This is a genomic window from Streptomyces sp. ADI95-17 (assembly GCF_003846175.1).
Classification (GTDB): domain Bacteria; phylum Actinomycetota; class Actinomycetes; order Streptomycetales; family Streptomycetaceae; genus Streptomyces; species Streptomyces sanglieri.
Genome location: NZ_ML123050.1, coordinates 424991 through 448072 on the forward strand (window position 1 = coordinate 424991; position 23082 = coordinate 448072).

Here is a 23082-nt window from a genome sequence, read left to right on the forward strand (position 1 = left end):
TCGGCTATCGATGGGCGATTGTTCAATCCGTACATGACGAGGGTGCAGGTGTTCTCGATGCTCAGGCCTGAACGAACCGGCGACGCGCACAGCACGGGCGAGGCGCACGGACCTCTGCTGACCGCGACCCGGCGCGTCACCGAGGTCCCCGAGTGGGCTTATTTGGAAAGGAAGTTGTTCGCCTTCCAGGACAAGGCATGGCGACTCTTCGCCGACCGCTACACCGAGGGCGACGGCCGCCTCGTCTTCCGTGACACGCTCGGGCAGGGCATGGACGGCCGGGACGGCGTCGACGACTTCTACGAGCCGTTCTTCAACTGGCCGACGCTCTATCTGCTCGGTGGCAGCGTGGACCTGCTGACCGCCGCTCGGCGCCACTGGCGCGGAGTCACCGCTCAGCTCACCGAGATGGGCATGCTCAGCGAGGGCCTGGAGCGCGGCTACGACTGGTTCCACCAGGGCGAGGGACTGCTCCTCTTCTACGGTCTGTGCCTGGCGGACCCGCAGGACGCGGAGCTGCGCGAGTTGGCTGTCCGCTTCGCCGACTTCTACCTTCCCGGCGGTCCCAACTACGACTCCGGGCACCGCCTCCTGCGCGCCCCGCACAACGGCTCGGCGGGCCCGCGCTTCGGATTCAGCGACGAGGAGGCGTACTTCCCCTGGAGCCTGGCCCTGCGCCCGTACGGTCTGCCGCTGGACGGGTTCGACGATGTCACGTCCTTCGACGATCTGGCCTCCTCGCCCGAGCGCGCCCGCGCGTACGGGCGTGCGATGTGGGACCGGATGGGCCGGGGTGACACGATCGTGAACCTCGCCGCCACCGGCCTGGCCACCAACGCCTACCTGCTCAGCGGCGAGCAGCGCTACGCGGACTGGGTGGCCGAGTACGTCGGCGTGTGGCAGGCGCGGCTCGCGGGTCGCGATGTGGTGCCCGACAACGTCGGCCTGAGCGGTGTGGTGGGCGAGTACATGGAGGGCCGCTGGTACGGCGGCCACTACGGCTGGTCGTGGCCGCACGGGCTGTCCCCGGTCGGCAGCGCGACCGTCATCGGCGCCACGAACGCCACGCTCCTCACCGGGGACCGGGGCTTCCTGGACCTCGCGCGCAATCCGCTCGACGCGGTGCTGCGCCACGCCGAGCAGCGCGGCGCCGATCAGATGGGCACCCTCGGCGAGCGCTGGGAGCCGCACCTGCGCGCGATGCCGGCCGAGCGCACCCTCATGGTGCCCCAGCGGCACAACGACTCCGGCTGGTTCGACTTCACCGTCATGCCGGGCCAACTGCCGCTCGCACTGTGGCACTTCAGCCGCGAGCAGGCCGACCGTGAGCGGATCGAGCGCCTGCGCGCCGAGTCCCGATGGGACTGGACCGCCGTGCACACCCAGCGGATCAAGGACGAGGCCGGGCACGAGGAGCCCTGGTACGAATTCCTGCACGGTCGGAACCCGCACTTCCCCGAGCGCATGCTGCGCAGCGCCCTGGCGAGCTGCGCCGAGCGGGTCGAGGCCATCGAGAACGACACCGTCGACCCGGCCGTCGGCCCCGACGCCCTGGACATCCACCACTGGCAGCACCTCAACCCGGTGGTGACGGAAGCGCTGCTGCAGCTGACCACCGGTTCGCCGCAGGTCCTCTACAACGGCGGCCTCGCCCAACTGCATGTGCGCTATCACGACGCGGAGTCCCGCCGCCCCGGCCTGCCGCAGGACGTCGCCGCACTGGTCTGCGACATCAGCCCGGACCACACGGTGGTGGAGCTGGTCAACCTCGGCGGTGCGGCACGTTCTCTGCTGGTGCAGGCGGGGTCGTTCGCCGAGCACCACGTAGCCACCGTCCGCGTGGACGACGGACCCGAGCAGCCGGTCGACGGACCGTACTGCCGCGTCGGCCTTCCCGGAAACTCAAGGATCCGGCTGACTCTGACCCTGGCGCTGCGCGCGAGCCGCGCGGCCTGTTCCTCCCCGTGGGAGACGGCATGACCGACACCGCCGCAACCAGCCGACTGCCCTTCGCCCTGCCCCGCCTCGGCATCGGTACCGCCCCCCTGGGCGGGCTCTTCGAAGAGGTCGGCGAGCAGGACGCCGCCGCGACCCTCAAGGCCGCCACCGAGGCCGGGATCACGTACTTCGACACCGCGCCCCGCTACGGACACGGCCTCGCCGAACAGCGCCTGGGCCGCCTGCTGCCCCCGTCCGGCGGCAGCGGCCCGGTGATCTCGACCAAGACGGGCTGGCTGCTGCGCCCCCGGCCGGACGGTTCACCCGGTGAGGTGATCACCGACTGGACGGAACGCGGCATCCGCGAGTCCCTGGAGTCGAGCCTGACCCGCCTGGGCCGCTCCAGCGTCGACATCCTCTATCTGCACGACCCGGACGAGTACCCGGACGAGATACGCCGCACGGCCTACCCGGCGGTGCGCAAGCTGCGTGACGAGGGGCTGATCCGGGCGATCGGATTCGGCATGAACCACAGCGGCCCGCTCGCCTCGTACGTGGCGAAGTTCGAGGTCGACGTCGTGCTCATCGCGGGCCGCTTCTCGCTCCTCGACCACGAGGCGCTCACCACCCTGTTGCCGTTGTGCGCCGAGGTGGGCACGGCGGTGGTCGTCGGCGGCGTCTTCAATACCGGGCTGCTGGCCGATCCGTCCCCCGGCGCCATGTTCAACTACCGGCCGGTTCCCGCGGAGACGCTGGAGCGGGCACAGCAGTGCCGGGCGCTGTGCGAGGCGTACGAGGTGCCGCTCCCCGCAGCCGCGATCCAGTTCCCCCTGCTGCACACCGCCGTCAACTCGGTTGTACTCGGCTGCCGTTCGGCGGCCGAGGTGACAGCGAACGCGGCGGCTGCCCGATTCCCGATCCCGGGCGAGCTGTGGCAACGGCTCGCGGAGGCCGAATTCGTGCCCGAGCAGTTGCTGGAGAGGCGCGGCGAGTAGCGCCGCAGTGCCCGGCCCGGTGTGGCCGTTCCGTTCCCGACCTGCGACGGTACGGCCACACCGGGCGGGAGCCGGCCGCGCCGGTGATCGCGGCTCCCGCGCGCATCGGGGCGCGGGCAAGCGGTGTTTCGCGGGTGGCGGGGCGTGCGCGCAAGCGGTGTTTCGCAGGTGGCGGGGCTTACGGCTGGAAGTACTCCGACATCATGCGGCTGACCCATTCGGGCTGCTTGACATCCACCGCGCGGAACTCCGCCATCGTCGGCTTCAGGTCGATGACCGGGGTGCCCGAGACCGCATCGAGGCCCACCACCGTCAGTTCGCGGCCCTGGACGGATTCGATGACGCAGCACGTCACACCGATGCGGTTCGGTCTGCGGGGGCCGCGGCCGGCGAAGACGCCAACGGGCGGGAGGTCGGAGCGGCCACGGTAGGGACGGGGCTCGCGGTAGTCGTCCTGTTCCGGGAACTGATCGAGGACGAAGAGCACCTCCACGTGGGAGAAGCCATCCAGACCCTGCAGGCACGCCTCGCCGAAGCGCTCGTCGACAGTGATCGTGCTACGGACGGCGCCCCAGTTGTCCGTGTGCTGGATATCCGTTCGGTCGTTCCGGACCGTACCTATCGGTGTGACCTCGAAGCTCGCCATGGCAAGGTTCTACCTCTGCGGTCAGCCCCGTGCCCAGCCGGCAATGGCGGGGACAGCCAGCACAGCCGGGCGTGCCGGGGCGCCCGGGGCGCCCGCGGGATGGAGATCGATGGTCGGTCCACCGCATCTCATCAGCGATGAGCAATCAGCGATCAGCAATCGGCGATCAACCGGACAGTCACGTCCGATCAACTCACCGACCCGGCCAAAGAGGTACGGTCCAGCAACCGCGGGAGGTCGCAGGGGCGACTGCGGTGGACCCGGTGGTGTCACCCCACGCCGGGGCAGGCCATCACGGGCTTGACCGCTCGGACGATGGCGGAGTGCATGCCGTCGGCAACAGCGTGGGTCGGGGCGAGCTCGATGTCCGTGAAGCCGGCCGCCGACAGCCCGTCGTGGTACTCGGCGAAGGAGAGCGCACCGGCGATGCAGCCGACGTAATCGCCACGCTCGGCCCGCTGCGCCGGGGTGAGTCCGTCGTCGGCGACGACATCAAGGACGCCGATCCGGCCGCCGGGGACCAGGACGCGGAACATCTCGGCGAAGACAGCCGGCTTGTCGGTGGACAGGTTGATCACGCAGTTGGAGATCACGACGTCCATCGTGCCCGCGGGCAGCGGGATGGCCTCGATCTCGCCCTTGAGGAACTCGACGTTCGTGACGCCGGCCTTCTTCTGATTGGCCAGGGCGAGGGCGAGCATCTCCTCCGTCATGTCCAGGCCGTACGCCTTGCCTCCGGGTCCGACACGGCGGGCGGAGAGCAGGACGTCGATGCCGCCGCCGGAACCGAGGTCGAGGACGCGCTCGCCTTCGTGGAGATCGGCGACGGCGGCCGGGTTGCCGCAGCCCAGTGCGGCGGCGACGGCCTCGGCCGGGAGTGCGTCGCGTTCGTCGGCCGCGTAGAGCGCTCCGCCGAAGTTGCCATCGACCTCAACCGGTTCGGGCCCACAGCAGCTGGTGCCGCCTTCGGTGACTTTGAGGGCCGAGGCGGCGTATCGCCGGCGGACGGTCTCTCGCAGGTCCGCGGACTGCTCGGTCATGACTCACTCCCCAAGAGCTTGCATCGATCCTTATCAATGCAAGCATGCGCCCTGCATCGAAGTTCGTCAACATAGAGAAATGTCGAAACAATAGCTGGCCGCACTCGGCCGGGAAGAGGGCGGCTGGTGTCCGGCCTAGACGACGCTCTCGCGGTCGCCATCGCCACCTTTGGTGCCACATCCGGCCAGGCCCTCGCCGGAGTCGTCGGTCTCCGCATAGGACTTCCCGTTCTCATCGGTCTGGTCCACGTCGCCCTTACCGCACGCCGCCGCTTTCCCCCAGCCCGACCCCGCGACCGCACCGGCCACCGCCCCGGAAGGCCCCGCCCACGCCTGAGAGCTCGAAGCCGTCCGTCCTCATCGTCTCCGCCCACGGCGCCGACCGCTCCCGGATGGCACCACCTGGCCGGGGACCGATTCGAGGTCCCCCGCCGGGGGTGTCAGGACGCATTGGGTCGTGCATCACGGTTCCAACGAGAGGCCGCATCCCCGATCATGTCGACTCGTTGTGACCACGCAGTCCGACCGGCCACGAGGTCGGCTCAGAGCAGGAGACTTCATCATGCGTCATCCAGTACTCGCCGCCGCGTCGGCGCTCGTCGCCACCCTCGCACTGTGCGCTCCGGCCGTCGCAGCCCCGACGGCGTCCACCTGGACGCCGGTCATCTTCGTGCACGGCCGCAATAGCGATCCCGGCGTCTGGACCACGATGATCAGCCGCTTCGAGTCCGCGGGGGATCCGAAGAGCCGCTTCTTCGCCTGGGACTACGACACATCACTGTCGACCAACGAGGTGCTGAGCGCCCAACTGGCCGACTACGTCAACCGCGTGCTCGACGAGACCGGTGCGGAGCAGGTCGACATCGTCGCGCACAGCCTGGGCAGCCTACCGTCCCGTTGGTACATCAAGTTCGGGGGTGGGGGGACCACCGTCCGGAACTGGGTGTCGCTGGCCGGCCCCAACCACGGCACGAGCCTGGGTTATCTCTGTGCTCTCTGGGACCAGGGGTGCAGGGACATGACGCCCGGCTCGTACGTCGTCCAGCACCTCAACGAAGCGGACCCGACACCCGGATCCACGCGGTACACGACGTTCCGTTCCGGCTGCGACGAGCAGACCAGTCCGACCACGAGCACGATGCTGGACGGGGCTGCAAACCTTGAGACCAGCTGCCTCAAGCACAACGCTCTGCTGACGGATCCAGCCGTCGCGGACCAGGTGCACACCGTCCTGAAGTAGTACTCCTGTCCCCGGGGGGCGGGGCCTCGGCAGCAGTCGGACCGAACAGCCCGGGCCCCGCCCTGCCCGTCGTAGCGTGGAGGTGTGTCCGGTCGATGCCCGGCCCCTTGCAACCGCGTTCCTGACTCGACCCGTGCCGGGCACGGCAAGCACGGATCTTCGCACGAAGTGCTGCCGGTTGTGACGGAGTTCCCTGCGGCTCTCTCATGTCGTGACCGACCGACATGGCCAACAACACCGTCGGCCATGTGGCGTCGCGTTATGACTAGCAGCGTTGGCCTTCCCTCGGGATCAGGACATCAGCACCGCTTTCCCCAGCGCGACCACGACACCGTCGTCGTTGCAGGAGCTCTCGTCACTGATGTCGGCCTCTATGCCGAGCTTGACCACTCCGGTGATGTCCACCGACACGGTCTGCGGTCTGTTGACCTCCAGCATGATGTTCTTACGGGTTTTCCCGTCCCCGATGACCGCCAACTTCCCGCTCACAGCTACGGCGTTGTCGTCGAGCCCCACGGTCAGGACGAGCTTCTTGTACCTCTGGTTGATGCTGTACTCGGTGCCGGGCTGACAGGGGTATTTGACAACCATGGCATTGGAGTAGGACTTACCCCCCAGCGTCACGGTCTGGAGACCGAACTCGTCGTCGGGATAGTCCCCGAGCGGGGTGAGATCGCTCAGAGCGACTTCACCCGACGGCAGCGGAGCGGGCGCGGGCGACTGTGCGGAGTCTTCGTCGGCCGGCTCCCGGGGCGACGCCTCGACGGTGGCCGTGGCGGTGGCCGTCACGGTTTCCGTGACCGTCACGGTCTTGGCCGTCGGAGAGTTCACCACGGTCGGCAAGCCGAAGAACCCGAGCAGCAGACCGACGACGGCCGTGATGGCCGAGACGAGCGCGGCGATCTCGCCGACCCCTCTCGGTCGTGGCGCCGGCGGCGGTGTCGGAGGTCCGGGATCTGGCGGCGAGGGCGGCCGTGCCGGTGGCGGCGGAGGTGGCGCTCCGTCGTCGGGTGGTGTTGCTGAACTCATCGGCCGTTCCTCCCCGTTGCGAGTAGAGATGCATTAAACGGGATGCCAACCTCGCGCGGCTAGACCTGGCCGGCCGATCACGCGGCTGCTTCGCAACCGAGATGTTGATGCGGACAGGGGAGGAGTGGTTTTGCCCGGAAGGCCGGGTTGGTGTGGGCAGTGCGGGAACAGCTCTGAGGACGCGGCTCGGGGCAACAGTGTGTTCGCGAGCAGCGCCGTGCGGCTCAGACCCCCGGAAGGGACGGATCGGGAATCCAGGGGTCCGGTGCGGTGATGGACCAGCGTTCGTGGTCCCGCCAGCCCCCGTTGATGTAGAGGTAAGCGGGTGAGACCCCTTCGTAGCGGAAGCCCAGCCGCTGGACCAGGGCCAGGGATGCCTTGTTCGCCGGCCTGATGTTGGCCTCCAGTCGGTGGAGCCGCAGGTCGGTGAAGGCATGTTCCAGGGTGGCGGCGATCCCCTCGGTCATGTACCCGTACCCTGCGGACGGAGCGAAGGCCGCATAGCCGATGGACGCGCCCTGGTAGCGACCCCGGATGATCGAGTTGATGTTGACCATGCCGGCGGCTGCGCCGGAATCCCGTACACGGACCAGAAAGCCCAGGTTGCTGCCGTCGTCGAAGCGGCGCATCCAGGTCCGGAACTCCTCCGCGGTCGCAGGCAGCCGCATCCATGGCAGGTGCAGCTCGGAACTGGCCCGCACGAGCGTGCAGAACTCGTCCTGGTCGGCGAGGGTGAGCGGGCGCAGTTCTACCCGTGACGGCATCTTGAGCATGGACCAACGTTAGGGCCTGTGAGCAGTGGGCCACCAGAGTGATCCGCTTCACGGACGGTTTCGGTGGCGGAGACGGATCGGGGCACCGCGGCAGGACGTACGCGAGCGGGACGGTGAGTGGAAAACGGTGTACGGGTCGTTCCGCCGCCGGAACACCCTGCTTCCGCTGTCGGACCTGCGACTCCCTTCAGCCCCCGGCTTTCAGGCGACCTCGCACGTAAAGTGGCGTGGTGCTTCCGGAGCCAGTCGCCAAGGGGCCCGGGCCGGCAAGGTGTCGTACCGGTCAGGACAGGCTGCCGCGAAGGGCGTTGACGCGCTCGGCGCCCGCATCGAAGGCGGTCCCGTCGAGCGTGCCGGCCGCCAGGGCCTCGCTCAGAGCGGTCACCGCTTCCTCCCCCTGGGCGGCGTCACGGGCCGAGCACAGGATCAGGTCCATGCCGGCCGCGGCTGCCAGCACCGCCCTCTCCGCCGTGCTGCCGTAGGCCCGAAGCGCCCCGGCCTCCAGGGCGTCGGTGACCGTCACTCCCGGGAAGCCGAGCCGGTTCCGCAGCTCGCCGACCACGGTCGGGGACAGGCCGGCGGGCCGGTCGGCGTCCAGCGCGCGGTAGACCGCCCAGGAGAGCATGACCAGCTTGGTCCCGGCCGAGATCGCCGCCCGGTACGGCACCTCGTCGACGCTGCGCAGTGTGGACACGGACGTGGTGAGGGTGACGGGCCCCAGGTCGGTGTTCTGGTTCGCGGAGGCGGGGCCGAGGCCGGGAAAGTGCTTGGCGGTGGCGGCCACTCCGGCGTCCTGCTGCGCGGTTATAAAGGCCGAACCGCATGTGCCGACCTCATCCTGGTCCTTGCCGTACGACCTCTCGTACTGGTCGGTGAAGTCGCCGGCCCTGCGGTACACGTCGAGCACCGGCGCCAGGTTGACGTTCATTCCGACGCCCGCGAGGTTCATGCCCGCAGCGTTGCCGGTGAACTCCGCCTGTCCCTCCGGGTCCGTGGAACCGCCTACGTCCTTCGCTGACAGCACGGGCTCGCCGGGCAGGCGGCGCACCATGCCACCCTCCTGGTCTGTCATCAGGAGCAGCGGGGCCTTCACGGGGGCGGAGGCGTTCGCGTCGTTCATCTCCTGGATGACGCCCTCGATCTGGCTCAGGCTCTCGATGTTCTCCCCGAAGAAGATCACCCCGGCCGTACGGCCCTCCCTGATCGCGTCCATCAGCCGGGCCGGCGGGGTGAGTCCCGGGTAGGAGTGGATGACGCGCTGTCCGGCGCGCTGTTCCGGTTTCAGGGCGGGCAGGGAGGTGTGCGCCCTTTCGGGAATGCGTACGGCTGCGTCCGATCGGCCCGCCAGCCCCATCCCGCCGGCCAGGGCCGCTGTTCCGGCGAGCAGAGCGCCGCGCCTGCTGAGGGGCTGTGGTGTGGAGGTCATGACTTTCTCCTTCGCGAACTGTCGTTGTGCCCGGCCGGACCATCGGCCGGCGATCCAGGCCGGAGCAGACCAGCCGGTCGGTCTGCTCCGGCCCACGGTGCCGATCACGCCGGGGTCACCGGCCCCCGGAGGCGATCACCGCGCGCTCGGGCCCGCCGTCACGGAGTGTTGTTGGCCAGAGCCAGCAGGCGGGAGCGGTCGCCGCTGAAGCGGTCGCGGTCGACGTTCCCGGAGATGCCGCTCACCGCTCCGGTGGACGTGTACTGCCAGACGGTCCAGAACGGGAAGCCCTGCGGGATGCTGGGGCTGCCCGCGGAGGTCCAGTGGGCCACCCACAGCGGGCTCCTGGCGGACATGCCCGTCCAGCCACCAGTGCAGGAGTTCCACCAGCTCGCGCTGGTGTAGATCACGACGTCACGGCCGGTGCGGGCCTTGTACTTGTTGTAGAAGTCGAGGATCCAGGACTGCATGGCCGCGGGCGTCTTGCCGTAGCAGGTGCCCTCGATGTCCAGCACGCCGGGGAGCGTCAGATTGTCGCGGGACCAGGCGCCACCATTGCTCGCGAAGAAGTCCGCCTGTGCCGCGCCCCCGGACACGTCCGGCCGCGCGAAGTGGTACGCGCCCCGGATCACGCCGGCGTTGTAGGCGCCCAGGTAGTTGGCGCTGAATGTGGGGTCCTTGTACGTGGTGCCCTCGGTCGCCTTCATCCAGGCGAACTCGATGCCCGCGCTGCGGACGGAGCCCCAGTTGATGCTGCCCTGCCAGCTGGAGATGTCCACACCCACGGGGTTCGCCAGGAGGTTCGCATCCGGTGTCGTGTCGAGCTTGAGCTGCCGGGTGTCCGGCTTGAAGTCTTTGCTGTCCTGGACGTAGCCCACGCCCATGTAGCCCTTGCCCTGTGGCACGGCGCTGTCTGACGGCAGTGGCGTCGAGGAGGCGGTGCCCGACATCAGGCTCAGAGTCAGCGCGGCACTCGTGCCGAGGACGCCTGCCACAGTGAGTCTTTGCTGTATGGACTTGGGGGAATGGTTCCTGGGGAACAAGGTTTCCTCCTGCTTGGTGGGGGGGTGAGATTCAGTGGTTCCGAGTGGTCCTTCGGTGCGGTGGATCTCAGCGCGTCGGCACGGGTGCGGCGCGGCGCGGCAAACAGAAAGGTCGGCGTGCATCCGGTCAGGAGGAACCGGCCGTGCGCATCCCACCGAGGGATCTACGCGCGTCCGCTTGACGCGAACACGACATATTGAGCCACGGGAACACGCGCCCGGTAAATAGCTTTCCGATTCGTTAGTGGTCTAGACCCATCCGCACTCCGGTGAACTGCGGAAACGGATCGACGTCGGCAGAACTTTTTTCAAGTGGCGGGAGCAGGCCGGGAGTTGTCAGGCTGACCGCGTGGCATTGCACCGATCGTGCGAAAATGTCGCCGCTTCTCGTGGAGCGCGTTCGGGGTCCGCGAGTAGGTACTGCCGTCACAGCGGTCGGCGTTACTCCCCGATGACGAAGGCAGCCCTGAGCGCTCAAGGCGGATCACCGCAGAGGAAGGGCCGGGGCAAGGGTCCCTGCCGCTCCTCCCCCACGGCAGGCCGGACGCGAACCGGTTCGTCCGGTATTCAGGCGTCCCGCCCAACCGGAACCGGAACGCGGCGGACGCCAGTCCCTCAGGGCCTTGTCGCCCTCCAACGGTTGCTGCCGCCCGAGGCCGGAATCGGCTACCAGCGGAGCGGCAGGACGACGTGATCGATGTCGCTGCCCGGCGCGGACTCGATCGCAGCCGACCATCGGCCACCGGAGCACGGCCGCTCGGTAGCGTGCCCAGCATCGCCGTCCCCGTGTGCACGGTCAGCAGTACCTCGGACGTACCGGCCCAACTCGCCCTGGCAGGCCGCCTGGCGCAACGCACCTCCAGCGGGCACACTGCCACGGTGTCCGCGGCCGTGTACTTCCCGAACGTGGGGAATCCGTCCCACTTCAATGCCGAACCGATGTCGTTCCTGGAGATCGAATGAGCAGCGCCCTTCTTGTGATGGATGTCCAGCGAGCCGTCGTGGACATTGTCGACGACGGCTCGGGGTACCTGCCTCGCCTGCGCAGGGCAATCGACAGTGCCCGGGCTGCGAACATCCCTGTCGTCTACGTAGTCATCGCGTTGCGCCCCGGCTTTCCGGAAGTCAGCCCGCGCAACAGGGCTCTCACCGCCGTCGCGCGAGCCGGACTCCATGTCGAGGGCGACGTCGGCACCGAAATCCACCCTGATGTCGCGCCGCGGCCCGGTGAGGTGGTGGTCACCAAAAGACGAGCGAGCGCGTTCTCGGGCAGCGACCTCGACGTGGTGCTCCGGGCGCACGGCATCGACAGCCTCGTCCTCACGGGCATCGCCACCAGCGCCGTGGTGCTGCACACCTTGTGCCAGGCCAACGACCTGGACTTCGATCTCACCGTCCTCGCCGACGCCTGTCTGGACACCGACTCGGAGGTGCACCGGTTCCTCACCGAGAAGCTGTTCCCGCAGTGGGCGGACGTCGTCACCGTCGACGACTGGGTCAAGGCGACCGCGCTCCGTTAGCAACGGGCCAAGCGGAGACCAGCGTGGTGTGGCGCATGCCGGCGCATCGCTGCTACTCCGCCTCGACGAGGATGACGACCGGGCTCAGTCCTTGCGTCCTGTCGCGGCGACGGTGACACCCAGGCCGATCATCGTGAGCCCGCCGACTCCTCCGACCAGAGAGAGCCGCCGAGGTGAGCGGGCGAACCAGTTCCGTCCGGTTGCCGCGACCAGCGCCCACAGGCTGTCGGAAGCCACCGCGATGATGTTGAAAACCAGGCCGAGCAGCAGCATCTGAACCACAACGTGCCCTTGGGAGCGGTCGACGAACTGAGGCAGCACGGCGGCGAAGAACACAATGGTCTTGGGGTTGGCCACACCGACAGCGAACCCTTCCCGCAACGTGCGCAAGCCACCCTGTGCGGCCCCGTCGCCCGTGATCGCGGCCGGCAACGAACCACGGTGCCGCCACGCTTTGACGCCCAGATACACCAGGTAGGCGGCACCGGCCAGCTTCAACACCGTGAAGACGAGCACGGAGCGTTCCACGATCGACCCGACCCCGAGGGCAACGCCCACGACGAGCGCATAAGCACCCAACGTATTCCCCACCACCGTGGTCAGCGCAGCCCGGCGCCCTTGCGCCAGCGCCCGCCCGATCACGAACAGCACACTGGGCCCGGGGACCACGATCAGCAGGAATGACATAGCCGCGAAGGCAAGCAAGCGCTCAGCAGACACCATGTCGCTCATACAAGCACGGGCCAGGTTCGCCCCACATCCCCTTTTCAGCGCCCAGCTCGCGCATACACCGGCTCGCACCCGTCCGATCGACGCGGAAGGCAGACTGATCGCAGGGCTTCTGAGTGAGACTTCCTCAACGGCTTCCAGCGGGCTGCGAGTTCGTGGGCGATATTCCGGCGCACTCCAGGATCAGACCGGCGGATATTCCCCAGCGCGGTCCGTCCGGCACCGATCCGTCGCCAGCCCGTCACCAGGTCGGCATCGGCCCGGCCCCGTGGCAAGCTCCGTCAGCGGCCTCGCACCGGAGCCACATCCTTGGCGCCGTGCGGGTGTGCACATGCGGCTGAGGTTGCGACAGTTCCGACCTCGGATCGGGCCACGGGAGTACCGGGTGGCGCAGCCGTGGTATTGGCTGCGGCACACCGCGCTCGCCGACCCGACCTGCTTCGGCTGGCTGCTCGGCGACCACGACGGTCTGTCGCGTCTCGCCGCGCGCCTCTCCTTCGCCGCCCGCTCCCGGCACACCATCGTGCACATCCCACTGCGGGACGGGGTGCCCATGGACGGTGGGTACGAGCACGCCGCCCGCCACCTGGACCGGCGGACGACCAGTGGTCCAGTGCCGGATCAAGCGTCGTCCGCGTTGCCGGATCGGCCTGAGATGATGGGCACATGGACGAGCAAGTGATCCCCATTCTTCGCGTCGAGGACGCTGCGGCGGCGGTCGAGTGGTATGGCCGTCTGGGCTTCACCAAGCAGTGGGAACATCGCTTCGAACCGGGACTTCCCGCGTTCGTCGAGGTCGCCCGGGGCCAGGTCCGGCTGTTCTTGTCGGAACACACGGGCGACGCACGCCCCGACACGCTGGTGTACATGCGTGTCCACAATGTCGAAGCTGTCGCCGCCGAGTTCGGCGCACACGTGGAGGACGCCCCATGGGCATGTGAGATTGAGCTTCAAGACCTTGACGGCAACCGCCTGCGGATCGGCACGCCGCCCGAGTGAATCCGCGCAGCAGCGCGCTGCGCGAAGCTGTGCCGACGGCGAGGACTGAGCAGTCTCGTACGATCGGTGACCGGGGCGAAGTCGTCAGCAGGGCGAATGCTGCCCGACACGATATTCCTTGAGGTCGCCACGCTGCAGGCGAGCGTTCTCGGCCCTGGGGCATGTGAGCGCGATTCCGACGGCTGCCCCGGATCAGAGATCACCCGGCGGCAGACCCAAGTAGTCGTTCCATGCCCGGCGGCCGGTGGTGGTCACGGCGAGCGCGCGCGTCGTTCCGATCCGCGTGACCCAGCCGACGGTGAGGGCGTGGCTGCACAGTGCGGCACCCACCGCACCCGCCAGGTGGGGCCGGCGCTCGGTCCAGTCCAGGCACGCACGCACCAGCGGGCGGCGTGAGCCCGTCGGCACCGTGATGCCGACCTCGGCCAGCCAGGACACTCCCCCACTGGTCAGCCCGGGCTCGGCCCCCCACTCCAGCAGGCCGCGCCCGACCATCGCGTCGGTGATCGCCAGCGCGACGGTTCCGGCGAGGTGGTCGTAACACAGCCGCGCACGGGCCAGTGCCTGCTGACGGCCGGAGGCCGACAGCGAACGCGGTCGGGTCGTCTGCTGCGGGGCCAGTGCGGCCAGGCCCTCGATCAGCTCGACCACCCGGCGGTCGGTCACTCGCACATAGCGATGGCGTCCGTGCCGTTCCTCGGCGAGGAGTCCGCCGCTGACGAGCAGATTCAGGTGCGACGTCGCGGTCGAGGGCGCGACCCCGGCATGACGTGCCAGCTCGATCGCGGTCCAGGCCCGGCCGTCGAGCAGCGCCAGGCAGAAGGCCGCCCTGGTCCCGTCGGCCAGCAGCCTGGCCACGGCCGCCAGGTCGACGCCCACGTCCTGACCTGCGCGCTGAGTATCCATGCCCCCAATTGTCGCCGACCTCGGTTCGACGCCCGTCGAAGCGTCCACGCCTTAACGTCACCAGATGCCCGAGGCGCCCTTGGGCCGGAGGCGCGCCGCCTCCGCTCACACACCGGAGGAACCATGCCCGCGTCCGACCCGCCCACCAGCATGCCGTCGTGCCCCGAGCCCCGGACAGGTCTCGTTGTCACCGATTCCCCGATGCCCGCGGACCTCGCGGTGATCTCCGACGCACTGGACCGGTTCAATACCGAGAGGACGGGAATCGACGACCGCAGACCGCTCGCCGTTCTGGTCCGTGATCCCGGGACAGATCGGGTGATCGGCGGACTGACCGGGCGCACCTCGCTCGGGCTGTTCTTCGTCGACCTCTTCTTCCTGCCTCCCGGGCTTCGTGGCAGTGGACTGGGTGGAGAGATCCTTCGACAGGCCGAGAACGAGGCCCGCGCCCGCGGCTGCCGCGCGGCCGTGCTCTACACGATCACTTTCCAGGCACCCGGCTTCTATCGGAAACAAGGATGGAGGCTCCTGGCAGAGGTGCCCTGCGATCCGCCGGGCGCCAGCCGCGTATTCATGACCAAGGAACTCGCTGTCGAGACCGGCAGCGTTTGATCGGACAGCGGGGCGGTACGTGTCCGATGCGGCACGAGGTGACGCTCGCCCACCCTGGATACGAGTACGGCAGTGTCGTCTCATCGCCCGACGCGGTACGCCCATCGGCTTCCGCCGTCGTCACGGCTGCGTCCCAGCAGCTGCGCCTGCTCGCTCTTGAGCCGTGTGAACCTGTCGCAGGTGTACTCCTTGAGGTCCCGGCCCGGGAAGGGTATGAGCGACAGGTGTTCTTCGTAGTTGCCCTGGGCCCATCGCGCAGCCGTGATCTCGTAGCCCGCGACGTGGGCACAGAGCTGGAGGAGTGCCTCGGGCATTTCCTCCTCGATGAGAAGGTCGGCCCTTGTCACCACCACGTCCCGCATGGTTTTGATGTTGGGGATGAAGACGGTGGTGGCCCAGGTGCGCCACTGCGCGAGTTCTTGATCGGTGGGTGGCGTGTCGTGTCGGAACGGGTCACGGCCGTCCGGGCGGGCGTACCTCTCGGAGAACGTGTCGTAGGTTCGGCTGTTGGCCTCCATGAGGGCGAACAGCGGCCCGTAGAAGTCGCTCAGTTGCTGGTTGACGCGCGCGAGTCGGGCCTGCCTCTGCGCAAGGCGCAGACCGTTCAGGTAAGTCGCCAGGTAGCCGATGAACGCCAGCCCGACGGTCAAGATCACTGTAACCATGACAGGGGATGCTATGGGTCTGCTCGCCGGCCGGGGCGAGTATATGCATCTCGGCGACGCGGAGTGCGGGCCGGCTCCGGCCGCGTCCGTCACGGCCCGTGCTGCCGGGTGGTACCCGGTGAGCGGACCGAGACGGCGCTGAACTGCGGCTGTCCGCCGGGGCGGGCCTTGCACACCACCGGTTCGCGAGTGGTCGCGAGGCCGATCACCTGACCAGGCGCAGCCAGGCCGCCGCGAGTGCGGCGTGGCCGGCCGGCGTCGGGTGTACGCCGTCCGCGGCCCAGTACTCCGGTCCGGTCGTCGCGGCGAGGCCGGCGAACATGCCGTCGGCGGCGAGCAGATGCGCACCGTATTTGCGGGCGAGTCTGCGCACGGCCTGGATCTTCGGGTCCAGATCGGTACGCCATTCCTTTCGCTCCTCCTCTCCGATGCGCCTGGCACCGACACCGGCCTCGACGACGTCGTGGATCGGCAGGAGGAACGGTTCGATGAGGATCAGTTCCGTGCCCGCCTCGGCCAGGGGCGCGAGGAGACGGTCGTAGCCCGCCTCGAATTCCTCCACGGGGATCACGTACCCCTTCGGGTCCAGCGTGTGCCAGCCCATGTCGTTGACCCCGACGAGGATCGACACCACGTCCGGGCGCGCGTCGAGTACGTCTGCCTGCCAGCGGGCTTCGAGGTCCATCACCTTGTTGCCGCCGATCCCGGTGTTCAGCCAGGTCACCGGGCGATCCGGATGCCGGAGTCCCCACTCGCCCGCGACGCGCAGCGGGTAGCCGAAACCGAGACCGTCCTCGCTCTCCTGCCGTTGGCAGTCGGTGATCGAATCGCCGGTGAACATCATGGTGCTTCCCGGTCGGACAGTGATCGTCATATGCGCTCCTTGCGCTCCCTGGATCCCGGACCCACAGCCGGATGGGCACCCGGCCGGACCTCTCGAAAGTTGCCAGGCCCCACCGACATCCGACCGACAAGCGCCGAAATGCCACCGACACCATGACGCTGCCGACCCGGTCCCCCTGGTCAAAGCGTCGGTCAGTCAGCAGGATGCTTTACGGGGCTCTTCCCGAAGGGGCTGTCTCCTTCTTCGGTTCCAGGCATTCGGCTTGCCGTTCGTGGTCCGCAATCGCTTCGGCACTGTCCGAGATCTGGCCGGTCCGGCCCAGCTGGGCCGTGCCTCCTTGACCATCTACAGATTGAGGCGCTTGCGGATGGTCCATGGTGGTGCCGTCAGGATTCCGCCCGAAGGCGGCCTCTAGAACGGCGGGGAGGTCTGGTCGGAGGGCTGAGAGATGACCGCTCGGATCCCGCGTCAGCGGAGGTGGAAGGCTTGCGCGCGTCTGCCGCGGTGACGCGGAGGACCAAGGCCTTTGCGTGGCTGGCGCTGACGAGGTGGACTTGCGTACTCAGGCCGCCGCGGTAACGACCGAGGGCCAGCGTGGAAGTACCGCACCGGCTTGCCCTGGCGGGACCTGCCGGATGAGCTGGGCTCATTGCAGACCGCTCACGAACGGCCGCTCAGGCGGGCCGTGGACGGGACTTGGGCACGGATCCTTGCCGCGCTCTTGGCAGCGGCCGATGGCGCTGACGACATCGGCTGGACCGTGTCGGTGGACTCCACCGTCTGCCGGACACACCAGCACGTCGCCGGAGCCAGGAAAAAAGGGGCGCCACTTCGAGCTGAGCCCGACGATCATGCGCCCGCGGACCGGGTCGGCCGGCCCCACAACCAACGCACGGACATGGCCACAGGTTGTTCAAGCCAGCGTAGCTGGATACCTCAAGCGCACCGGCGAGTTCACCGGACCACGTCGCGCAGAGATGGTGACTTGCGCGGTCCTCCCGACCTCACCGCCAACGTCCTATGCGCCGGTAACCCCATCGATCTGCTCGCGAATGACGTCGGCATGACCGTTGTGACGTGCGTACTCCTCGATCATGTGCACCATGATCCAGCGCAGGGAGACTCCCTGCTCACCGACATACCCCGCCTCCTGTTCAGCCAGGCGGCCGGAGTCGTCCAGAGATGCGTCAACGATCACCTCACGGCCTCGGGCAATCTCCGTTTGCCAGGCAGTCATCGCCTCGTCGAGTCCTTGTCCCGGTTGAAGAGTGAAGCCGTCGACATTGCTCTCCCCGAAGACCGGAGACACGCCATGACCTGCGAATATGCGCTGGAACCAGTTGCGCTCCACCTCAGCCATGTGCTGAACGAGACCGAGCAGTGTCATCAACGACGGTGACACCACAGCGAGTCGCAACTGATCGTCACTCAGACCCGAGCACTTCAGAGCGAGAGTCTCACGGTGAAAGTCAAGCCATGCTTCCAGCATGGCGCGTTCGTCGGCGTAGGCTGGCGGGACAGATCGCCCATCCGGTGTCTTGTTCATGATCACATTCTGGCAGCAGCACTTGCTGCGGGGCGCCCCCCGTGTCACGAGGAGGGGTGCATTACGTGTCTTCCCTCGGTGGCAGGCCCGATTCATCGAGCGAGGGGCCGACATTGCATGATGTTCCGAGGCGCTGATTCTTGAATGTCTGCCACCGGAATCCGACCACCAAGGTCCACCCCGTGACCGACGATCGCAGTCGGCCCGTGGCCTTCGTCCTGGCAGTCGGCCCGGCCGGAGCACACCGGCTTTGCCTGTGTTGACGGACCGTCTCCGTGTTCCTTTCGGACGTGGGTGACCTCTCGCTGGGGGCGGCAGCACCTTCTGCAACCCGTGCTCAGCTGGTTCACCCATACTCGTCGCCGGGCTGAGCTTACGGCTTGGTGACTGGTTCGAGGCTCTCGGTCGGTCCGGCGAATGCCAGAAACAAAGAACGAGAACGGAGAAGCCAAAGGCCGTTGACCTTGAGGAATGTGTCCTCATAGTGGCCCACTTGCGTAGGGATCCGCGGAGGTACGAAGCCGTTTGCATATCCGTCGACGCGGTATGTCGTGAAGTAGGTGGTCGCCGTTGCTGTCGTCTCGGATGTGAGGGTCACCAGGATGTTCGTGCACATCCGGCGCGAGAGACGGTCTGCGGGCCGACCAGCGAAATAGGAGCGAAGCGCGTCACGGCCCTGGATCCGGCGGTCGCCCTCAGCCCACTCCCAGACCCCGTCATCCACGAACAACTCGGCCACCTCACCAGGATCGCCGAGGTCAAGCTTGTGCACGAACTCGATGATCAGGCGCTCGCAGGCTCGCTCGGCGAGCAGGCGGTTCGTGGGATCGAGCGCTTCAGTGGCAAGCATCCCCGATTCGTATCAGCGAGCGAAAGGGCATCACAACACCTTTTCCGAGCCCGCGCTACGTTGCCCCCCCGCCCCGCCCACGTCAAGAACGGCGCCCGGGACATCATGGCCCGGCCGGCAGCTGTCCGAACGGACAGTCCTCAGCCCGAATTCGTGGTCTTGATGAGTGGCGCGTCCCGGGTCAACTCCCAGAACCCGACGCCGTAATGCGGCCCGCGCGCCTGCGGATGCCCCGGCGCACCCAGGGAGGCGACCGTCACGTGTCCGGCCCCGGCCGCCCGCGCCAGATGCATCCCGTGCAGAAGCATCGCCCTTGCCAACCCCAGACGCCGGTAGTCCGGGTGTGTCCCGGCCGGCTCGAACTCAGCGGTCCCGTTCACGTCGTCGAGCCACGTGATCGTCGAGGATGCCATCGTTCCGTGCGGCAGCTTCGCCTGTTCCCCCTCGGTGAGGTCCCTCTCGTTGAGCTGAGTCCAGGGCACCAGGGATGTCGCAGAAGTGAGTCTTGGTGGCCATTACCCGGGAGGTAATCGCCGTAGGCTTCAGGGCTGGAAAGAATGTGATCTCGCCGCGTCGATACGCGGTTCCACAACGGAAGGAATGGCCATGTCCTCGGACACACCCACGACCACCCGCTCCGTGGTGGAGGAGTTGCTGCGCCGGATCGGCGAGGGCGACCCCGACCGCATCGCCGAGCTCTATGCCGAGCGGGGCGACTGGAAACTGGACTGGCCTGAGTCCGAACACGGCCACGCTGCCACCCCATGGATCCGGCATCGGAGCACACGCAGCGACGCCGCAGCTCACTACCGTGAGCTCGCGGAACACCATGTGCCCGGGCAGGAGGCCACCGAGGTCGAGCGCGTCCTCGTCGATGGCAATGATGCGGTCCTGCTCGGCGAGATCCGCCAAACCGCCCGGTCCACCGGGCGCGCGTATCGTGCGCGGTTCGCCCTGCACCTCACGGTCGAGCACGGCCTGGTCACACGGCACCACGTCTACGAAGACAGTCTCGCCGTTGCTCAGGCGTTCAACGCGGAGAGCGGTGAAGCCCGGTAGTGGCATGTACCGGTAGTCGCATGTGCCGGTAGTGGCGTGTACCGGTAGTGGCGTGTGTGCGGCGAATGATCACAGCCACTCATTGATGGCTGCGACCAGCCCAGTCACTTCGTGGTGGACGACCGGTCTGCCGTAGCCGGTCGCGAAATCGCGGTGCCACGGTGCCCCTTGAGTCGGTTGATTGCGCATTGGACCGCGTACCGCTCCCGGCAGTCGGCCTTGTCCAATTCCGGCGGCCCGCCCCTGACGGAGCGGCGTGCCAGGCAGCCCTCGGCCCGATCCGTCTCGTCCCGAGCCGTGCGGTGGATGCTTGGCCAGTCAAGCTTCCCTTTGAGCTCCGACAGGCGTAGGCCTCCCGGCGGGCCACCGCAGGCATCGGCCGCCGGTCACGCCCCGAGCCCGCCTGGCGCCGGTGGCGTCAGGAGTAGTTCTTCGCCCGGCCACTCCCCCCGCACCGGCCGGCGGCGATCCTGCTCGACGCATGGGCCACCTCGTCGGCACCAACGGCGGGCACCAGCGCGGACTGCACGATTCCGCCACCGTCGGTCCACGGGACGACGTCCGGTGCGAGGAGGTCGAGCAGTCCCTGCAGATCGCTCGTCTCGACCGCCGCCCGAGCACTTCGACGGTGCGGCGTATCTCGTTGGCGGAAGACACCTCGCGCGGTCGGCGTGTTCGCCAGGACGCCGGGCCGGCCGACAGGCCGTACGCGGACCGTCCCGGGTTCGTCAGATCCGGGGCAGGCCGGCTCCTGCCACCGCCGACGCCCCAAGGTCGCCGCCAGGACCGTCATATCTCCTGCCCTCAGCCATACGTCGCTGCCCTCAGCGGAAATTCCCTGTGATCCAGGCCAGCAGTCGCGGCTTCTCGTCGCAGTGCCCTATACCGTCGGCTGCCAGGTAGTCGCTGTAGCGCACGGTCTTCATCGGCGCGTCACACTGCGGGAGCCGGACTGGTTGCCCCAGGTACCAACCGGATGCGAATACGGCGGCCAGGACGGCGGCGACTGTCACCCTGCGCGGGGTGATCCATGCGAGTCTCGAGATGGGCATGGCCGGCGAGCCTACCGGCAGGTCGGCAGGGAGGTTCGGCCGAGGCGGGCGATTCGGCACAACCCCCCGGCCGGAGTAGCCGAGTTCAAAGGACGCTGTCTGCTCGGTCCTGCTCGCCGCCGGCGCGGCGAAATCGTGGAACTTGGCGAGCGGAACGATCGTTCACGGCACCGAGTCCTGAGCGACAAGGTGTTTCTGCTCTCTCCCCGCTTGCGTGACGTCGAGGCCCTCTCCGGTCGACAGGTCCACGTCGAGTGAACGGCTCAAACCCACCACGCCATGCCCGGCTCCGGTCGGGGCGGTGGCAGTGAGTGCGCCGACAGCGATTCGCATGGCGACCTCTCTCCTCGGCTTGCGTACGCCCCTTGGACAGCGCCTCGCGGACGCAGACGCTCGTCAGAACCGACGTCCCGAGCGTGACGACCGGCCCACGCGTGGACGGTGCGTCTCCAGACGGTACGTCTCCTTGGTGGAAGCAGCCACGGCTGTGGCTTCCTGTCCACCGGAACGGCGTCCGGCAGCACCGTCGATTGTCCGAGCACAACGCGAGTGATACATTGATGTCTCAATTAAGACTTACACGTCTTACTCAACCGTCTGGAGTCTCAATGTCCCGCCCCGCCGTGATCCCGGTCGCAGACCGTGTGCACGCGCGCCGCTGGGTCGTCCTGGCGATCCTGTCCGGCAGCCTGCTGCTGATCGCCATGGACACCACGATCCTCAACGTCGCCTTCCCCTCACTGGTCGCCGATCTTCAGCCTGGCGCCGTGGAGCAGCTGTGGATCATCGACGTGTACGCGCTCGCCCTGTCCGGACTGCTGGTGACCGCCGGAGCGCTGGGTGACCGGTGGGGTCGCAAGCGTCTCCTGCTGGTCGGCTTCGCGCTGTTCGCGGCGGCCTCGCTGGGCGCGGTGGCAGCCACCGAGGCCTGGCACGTGATCGCCGCCCGCGCGCTGCTCGGCGTCGGCGGCGCCGCGATCATGCCCACCACACTGTCGATCCTGCGGCACGTCTTCACCGACGCCCGCGAGCGGGCGTTCGCCTACGCGGTGTGGGCAGCGGTCATGGGAGGCGGCATGGCGCTGGGCCCGGTCGTGGGAGGGCTCCTGGTCCAGGACTACGGCTGGCAGTCGGCCTTCCTGCTCAACGTGCCCATCGCACTGACCGTCATCGCCCTCGGTGCCTGGTTCCTGCCCGAATCGTTCGCGCCGCGCACCGGACGCTGGGACTGGACCGGCGTCGCCCAGTCCATCGTCGGCATGATCGCCCTGGCCGCCGGTATCAAGCAGCTCGGCAAGAGCGGGCTCGCCTCGCCCCTGCCCTGGCTCCTGCTGGCGCTCGCCGCCGTCGTCCTGACCCTGTTCGTGCGCCGGCAGTTGCGCCTGGCCCACCCCCTGCTGCATGTGCGTCTGTTCACCAGCCGCGCCTTCAGCGTCTCGGCCACGGTCCTCTTCCTGGGCATGGTCGCGCTCGGCGCGGTGCTGTTCCTGCTCACGCAGTGGTTCCAGTACGCGCAGGGCTACTCGCCTCTCCAGGCGGGACTGCGGGTACTGCCCGCACCCTTGGCCCTGGTGGTCACGTCCCTGCTCGCCCCCGCGCTCATGCGTGCCCTTCCGATCCGCCACGTCATGGCATCCGGCCTGGTCCTGATGGCCACGGGATTGGTCCTGCCCTGGCTGGCCCAGGACGGTGACGATCACCTCGGCTACCCCGTCATGGCGGCCGCCCTCGCCCTCATCGGCTTCGGCGCCGGGCTCGCCACCACGGTGGCTTCGGTCACCCTGATGGCCGCCACGCCCAACGAGCACGTCAGCGGCGCGGCCGCGATCGAGGAGACCTGCTACGAACTCGGCGCCGCCCTCGGCGTGGCCTCCCTCGGTTCCCTGGCCGGAGCCCTGTACCGAAGCAGCCTGCCGGCCTCCGCACCGGCCGCGGCACACGACTCGGTCGGTGAGGGAGCCCATGCCGCCCAGGAGATCGGTGGCGCCCAAGGTGCCTCGCTCCTGGAACAGGTCGCCCGCGCCTTCACCCACGGCATGACACCGGCCTTCGCCATCGGATCCGCCCTGGCCCTGGTCGCCGCGGCGGCAGCCTGGGCCTGGATCCCCCGTGGCATCCGGCCCACCGAGAACGCACACTGACCGGTCCGCGATCCCCCGTACCGGCAGCC

24 protein-coding genes and 4 pseudogenes are annotated in these 23082 nt (G+C 68.3%); 12 read left to right on the plus strand and 16 right to left on the minus strand.

From position 1 onward, the window contains the following. Positions 1–33 precede the first annotated feature (33 nt). Complete coding sequence (locus EES42_RS32685; protein ID WP_241196739.1) at positions 34–1980, plus strand: hypothetical protein; 1947 nt, start codon at positions 34–36, stop codon at positions 1978–1980. Beyond that, complete coding sequence (locus tag EES42_RS32690) at positions 1977–2933, plus strand: aldo/keto reductase (RefSeq protein ID WP_124721841.1); 957 nt, start codon at positions 1977–1979, stop codon at positions 2931–2933. Before EES42_RS32685 ends, EES42_RS32690 begins: the two co-directional genes overlap by 4 nt. A 178-nt stretch (positions 2934–3111) precedes the next feature. Here EES42_RS32690 and EES42_RS32695 read toward each other — a convergent pair whose 3' ends face one another. After that, positions 3112–3579, minus strand: coding sequence for an SAM-dependent methyltransferase (locus EES42_RS32695; protein ID WP_124721842.1), 468 nt, complete (start codon positions 3577–3579; stop codon positions 3112–3114). 269 nt (positions 3580–3848) lie between these two features. Continuing rightward, positions 3849–4619 (minus strand): arsenite methyltransferase, encoded by a 771-nt coding sequence (gene arsM / locus EES42_RS32700; protein WP_124721843.1) that lies wholly within the window; start codon positions 4617–4619, stop codon positions 3849–3851. A gap of 138 nt (positions 4620–4757) precedes the next feature. Between arsM and EES42_RS46575 the strand changes: the two are divergent. Beyond that, positions 4758–4956, plus strand: a pseudogene (locus EES42_RS46575) (arsenical-resistance protein); the annotation flags it as partial. Between the two features lie 225 nt (positions 4957–5181). Beyond that, positions 5182–5859: an esterase/lipase family protein gene (locus EES42_RS32710; RefSeq protein ID WP_124721844.1), complete on the plus strand. Its 678-nt coding sequence runs from the start codon at positions 5182–5184 to the stop codon at positions 5857–5859. A gap of 291 nt (positions 5860–6150) precedes the next feature. Here the strand turns inward: EES42_RS32710 and EES42_RS32715 are convergent, their stop codons facing one another. The 4 genes from EES42_RS32715 to EES42_RS32735 form a co-directional block, all read right to left on the minus strand. Further along, positions 6151–6666: an NPCBM/NEW2 domain-containing protein gene (locus EES42_RS32715; protein ID WP_124721845.1), complete on the minus strand. Its 516-nt coding sequence runs from the start codon at positions 6664–6666 to the stop codon at positions 6151–6153. A 446-nt stretch (positions 6667–7112) separates the two neighbouring features. Next, positions 7113–7661, minus strand: coding sequence for a GNAT family N-acetyltransferase (locus EES42_RS32725; protein ID WP_124721847.1), 549 nt, complete (start codon positions 7659–7661; stop codon positions 7113–7115). Between the two features lie 283 nt (positions 7662–7944). Further along, the gene (locus EES42_RS32730) at positions 7945–9087 is read right to left on the minus strand and encodes a glycoside hydrolase family 3 N-terminal domain-containing protein (RefSeq protein ID WP_124721848.1); all 1143 of its coding nucleotides are present in this window, start codon (positions 9085–9087) and stop codon (positions 7945–7947) included. 158 nt (positions 9088–9245) lie between these two features. Further along, positions 9246–10037 carry a GH25 family lysozyme gene (locus tag EES42_RS32735; RefSeq protein WP_241196740.1) on the minus strand — a complete coding sequence of 264 codons (792 nt, stop codon included), beginning with the start codon at positions 10035–10037 and terminating at the stop codon, positions 9246–9248. Between the two features lie 858 nt (positions 10038–10895). Between EES42_RS32735 and EES42_RS32740 the strand changes: the two genes are divergently transcribed. Both EES42_RS32740 and EES42_RS32745 read left to right on the plus strand, forming a co-directional pair. Next, positions 10896–11093, plus strand: a complete 198-nt coding sequence (locus EES42_RS32740; RefSeq protein WP_124721850.1) for a hypothetical protein — start codon at positions 10896–10898, stop codon at positions 11091–11093. Further along, positions 11090–11650, plus strand: a complete 561-nt coding sequence (locus EES42_RS32745; protein WP_124721851.1) for a cysteine hydrolase family protein — start codon at positions 11090–11092, stop codon at positions 11648–11650. Before EES42_RS32740 ends, EES42_RS32745 begins: the two co-directional genes overlap by 4 nt. Before the next feature lie 84 nt (positions 11651–11734). Here the strand turns inward: EES42_RS32745 and EES42_RS32750 are convergent, their stop codons facing one another. Next, positions 11735–12373: a LysE family translocator gene (locus tag EES42_RS32750; RefSeq protein WP_124722205.1), complete on the minus strand. Its 639-nt coding sequence runs from the start codon at positions 12371–12373 to the stop codon at positions 11735–11737. 337 nt (positions 12374–12710) lie between these two features. Here EES42_RS32750 and EES42_RS46580 point away from each other — a divergent pair. Continuing rightward, a pseudogene (locus EES42_RS46580) lies at positions 12711–12944 on the plus strand (hypothetical protein); the annotation flags it as partial. A gap of 101 nt (positions 12945–13045) precedes the next feature. Continuing rightward, entirely contained in the window at positions 13046–13378 is a 333-nt protein-coding gene (locus tag EES42_RS32760; protein WP_124721852.1) for a glyoxalase superfamily protein, read from the plus strand. Positions 13379–13570: 192 nt separating this feature from the next. Here the strand turns inward: EES42_RS32760 and EES42_RS32765 are convergent, their stop codons facing one another. After that, on the minus strand, positions 13571–14284 hold the full coding sequence (locus tag EES42_RS32765; RefSeq protein WP_124721853.1) for an ArsR/SmtB family transcription factor: 714 nt from the start codon (positions 14282–14284) through the stop codon (positions 13571–13573). Between the two features lie 201 nt (positions 14285–14485). Here EES42_RS32765 and EES42_RS32770 point away from each other — a divergent pair, with 201 nt between their 5' ends. Beyond that, complete coding sequence (locus tag EES42_RS32770) at positions 14486–14896, plus strand: GNAT family N-acetyltransferase (protein WP_124721854.1); 411 nt, start codon at positions 14486–14488, stop codon at positions 14894–14896. Positions 14897–14976: 80 nt separating this feature from the next. On the opposite strand, the gene EES42_RS32775 is transcribed toward EES42_RS32770, so the two are convergent. Continuing rightward, the gene (locus tag EES42_RS32775) at positions 14977–15561 is read right to left on the minus strand and encodes a hypothetical protein (RefSeq protein ID WP_124721855.1); all 585 of its coding nucleotides are present in this window, start codon (positions 15559–15561) and stop codon (positions 14977–14979) included. Positions 15562–15766: 205 nt separating this feature from the next. Beyond that, positions 15767–16435: a GDSL-type esterase/lipase family protein gene (locus tag EES42_RS32780; RefSeq protein WP_124721856.1), complete on the minus strand. Its 669-nt coding sequence runs from the start codon at positions 16433–16435 to the stop codon at positions 15767–15769. Between the two features lie 562 nt (positions 16436–16997). Here EES42_RS32780 and EES42_RS46585 point away from each other — a divergent pair. Further along, a pseudogene (locus tag EES42_RS46585) lies at positions 16998–17261 on the plus strand (transposase); the annotation flags it as partial. Positions 17262–17423: 162 nt separating this feature from the next. Here the strand turns inward: EES42_RS46585 and EES42_RS32790 are convergent. The 3 genes from EES42_RS32790 to EES42_RS32800 all read right to left on the minus strand — a co-directional run bounded on the left by EES42_RS32790 (position 17424) and on the right by EES42_RS32800 (position 19214). Beyond that, on the minus strand, positions 17424–17951 hold the full coding sequence (locus EES42_RS32790) for a DinB family protein (protein WP_124721857.1): 528 nt from the start codon (positions 17949–17951) through the stop codon (positions 17424–17426). 373 nt (positions 17952–18324) lie between these two features. After that, entirely contained in the window at positions 18325–18801 is a 477-nt protein-coding gene (locus EES42_RS32795; RefSeq protein ID WP_124721858.1) for a nuclear transport factor 2 family protein, read from the minus strand. 140 nt (positions 18802–18941) lie between these two features. Next, positions 18942–19214 carry a GNAT family N-acetyltransferase gene (locus EES42_RS32800; RefSeq protein ID WP_241196741.1) on the minus strand — a complete coding sequence of 91 codons (273 nt, stop codon included), beginning with the start codon at positions 19212–19214 and terminating at the stop codon, positions 18942–18944. A 193-nt stretch (positions 19215–19407) separates the two neighbouring features. Here EES42_RS32800 and EES42_RS32805 point away from each other — a divergent pair, with 193 nt between their 5' ends. Beyond that, positions 19408–19860, plus strand: a complete 453-nt coding sequence (locus EES42_RS32805; protein ID WP_124721860.1) for a nuclear transport factor 2 family protein — start codon at positions 19408–19410, stop codon at positions 19858–19860. 484 nt (positions 19861–20344) lie between these two features. Here EES42_RS32805 and EES42_RS46590 read toward each other — a convergent pair. The 3 genes and pseudogenes from EES42_RS46590 to EES42_RS45115 all read right to left on the minus strand — a co-directional run. Beyond that, positions 20345–20479, minus strand: a pseudogene (locus EES42_RS46590) (RNA polymerase subunit sigma-24); the annotation flags it as partial. A gap of 205 nt (positions 20480–20684) precedes the next feature. Further along, the gene (locus EES42_RS32815) at positions 20685–20912 is read right to left on the minus strand and encodes a hypothetical protein (protein ID WP_124721861.1); all 228 of its coding nucleotides are present in this window, start codon (positions 20910–20912) and stop codon (positions 20685–20687) included. A 162-nt stretch (positions 20913–21074) separates the two neighbouring features. Then, positions 21075–21245: a hypothetical protein gene (locus EES42_RS45115; protein WP_164495417.1), complete on the minus strand. Its 171-nt coding sequence runs from the start codon at positions 21243–21245 to the stop codon at positions 21075–21077. A gap of 275 nt (positions 21246–21520) precedes the next feature. On the opposite strand from EES42_RS45115, the gene EES42_RS32820 reads away from it, so the two are divergent. Beyond that, positions 21521–23053 carry an MFS transporter gene (locus tag EES42_RS32820; RefSeq protein WP_124721862.1) on the plus strand — a complete coding sequence of 511 codons (1533 nt, stop codon included), beginning with the start codon at positions 21521–21523 and terminating at the stop codon, positions 23051–23053. The last annotated feature ends 29 nt before the right edge of the window (positions 23054–23082 follow it).

Coding starts and splice junctions, on each gene's coding strand:
- EES42_RS32690 (WP_124721841.1), top strand. CDS start 1,977: ATGACCGACACCGCCGCAACCAGCCGACTGCCCTTCGCCCTGCCCCGC.
- EES42_RS32765 (WP_124721853.1), bottom strand. CDS start 14,284: ATGGATACTCAGCGCGCAGGTCAGGACGTGGGCGTCGACCTGGCGGCC.
- EES42_RS32745 (WP_124721851.1), top strand. CDS start 11,090: ATGAGCAGCGCCCTTCTTGTGATGGATGTCCAGCGAGCCGTCGTGGAC.
- EES42_RS32805 (WP_124721860.1), top strand. CDS start 19,408: ATGTCCTCGGACACACCCACGACCACCCGCTCCGTGGTGGAGGAGTTG.
- EES42_RS32735 (WP_241196740.1), bottom strand. CDS start 10,037: ATGTCGGGCACCGCCTCCTCGACGCCACTGCCGTCAGACAGCGCCGTG.
- EES42_RS32750 (WP_124722205.1), bottom strand. CDS start 12,373: ATGGTGTCTGCTGAGCGCTTGCTTGCCTTCGCGGCTATGTCATTCCTG.
- EES42_RS32695 (WP_124721842.1), bottom strand. CDS start 3,579: ATGGCGAGCTTCGAGGTCACACCGATAGGTACGGTCCGGAACGACCGA.
- EES42_RS32730 (WP_124721848.1), bottom strand. CDS start 9,087: ATGACCTCCACACCACAGCCCCTCAGCAGGCGCGGCGCTCTGCTCGCC.
- EES42_RS32710 (WP_124721844.1), top strand. CDS start 5,182: ATGCGTCATCCAGTACTCGCCGCCGCGTCGGCGCTCGTCGCCACCCTC.
- EES42_RS32790 (WP_124721857.1), bottom strand. CDS start 17,951: ATGAACAAGACACCGGATGGGCGATCTGTCCCGCCAGCCTACGCCGAC.
- arsM (WP_124721843.1), bottom strand. CDS start 4,619: ATGACCGAGCAGTCCGCGGACCTGCGAGAGACCGTCCGCCGGCGATAC.
- EES42_RS32725 (WP_124721847.1), bottom strand. CDS start 7,661: ATGCTCAAGATGCCGTCACGGGTAGAACTGCGCCCGCTCACCCTCGCC.
- EES42_RS32770 (WP_124721854.1), top strand. CDS start 14,486: ATGCCCGCGGACCTCGCGGTGATCTCCGACGCACTGGACCGGTTCAAT.
- EES42_RS45115 (WP_164495417.1), bottom strand. CDS start 21,245: ATGCGAATCGCTGTCGGCGCACTCACTGCCACCGCCCCGACCGGAGCC.
- EES42_RS32795 (WP_124721858.1), bottom strand. CDS start 18,801: ATGCTTGCCACTGAAGCGCTCGATCCCACGAACCGCCTGCTCGCCGAG.
- EES42_RS32815 (WP_124721861.1), bottom strand. CDS start 20,912: ATGCCCATCTCGAGACTCGCATGGATCACCCCGCGCAGGGTGACAGTC.
- EES42_RS32780 (WP_124721856.1), bottom strand. CDS start 16,435: ATGACGATCACTGTCCGACCGGGAAGCACCATGATGTTCACCGGCGAT.
- EES42_RS32800 (WP_241196741.1), bottom strand. CDS start 19,214: ATGGCATCCTCGACGATCACGTGGCTCGACGACGTGAACGGGACCGCT.
- EES42_RS32775 (WP_124721855.1), bottom strand. CDS start 15,561: ATGGTTACAGTGATCTTGACCGTCGGGCTGGCGTTCATCGGCTACCTG.
- EES42_RS32820 (WP_124721862.1), top strand. CDS start 21,521: ATGTCCCGCCCCGCCGTGATCCCGGTCGCAGACCGTGTGCACGCGCGC.
- EES42_RS32685 (WP_241196739.1), top strand. CDS start 34: ATGACGAGGGTGCAGGTGTTCTCGATGCTCAGGCCTGAACGAACCGGC.
- EES42_RS32760 (WP_124721852.1), top strand. CDS start 13,046: ATGGACGAGCAAGTGATCCCCATTCTTCGCGTCGAGGACGCTGCGGCG.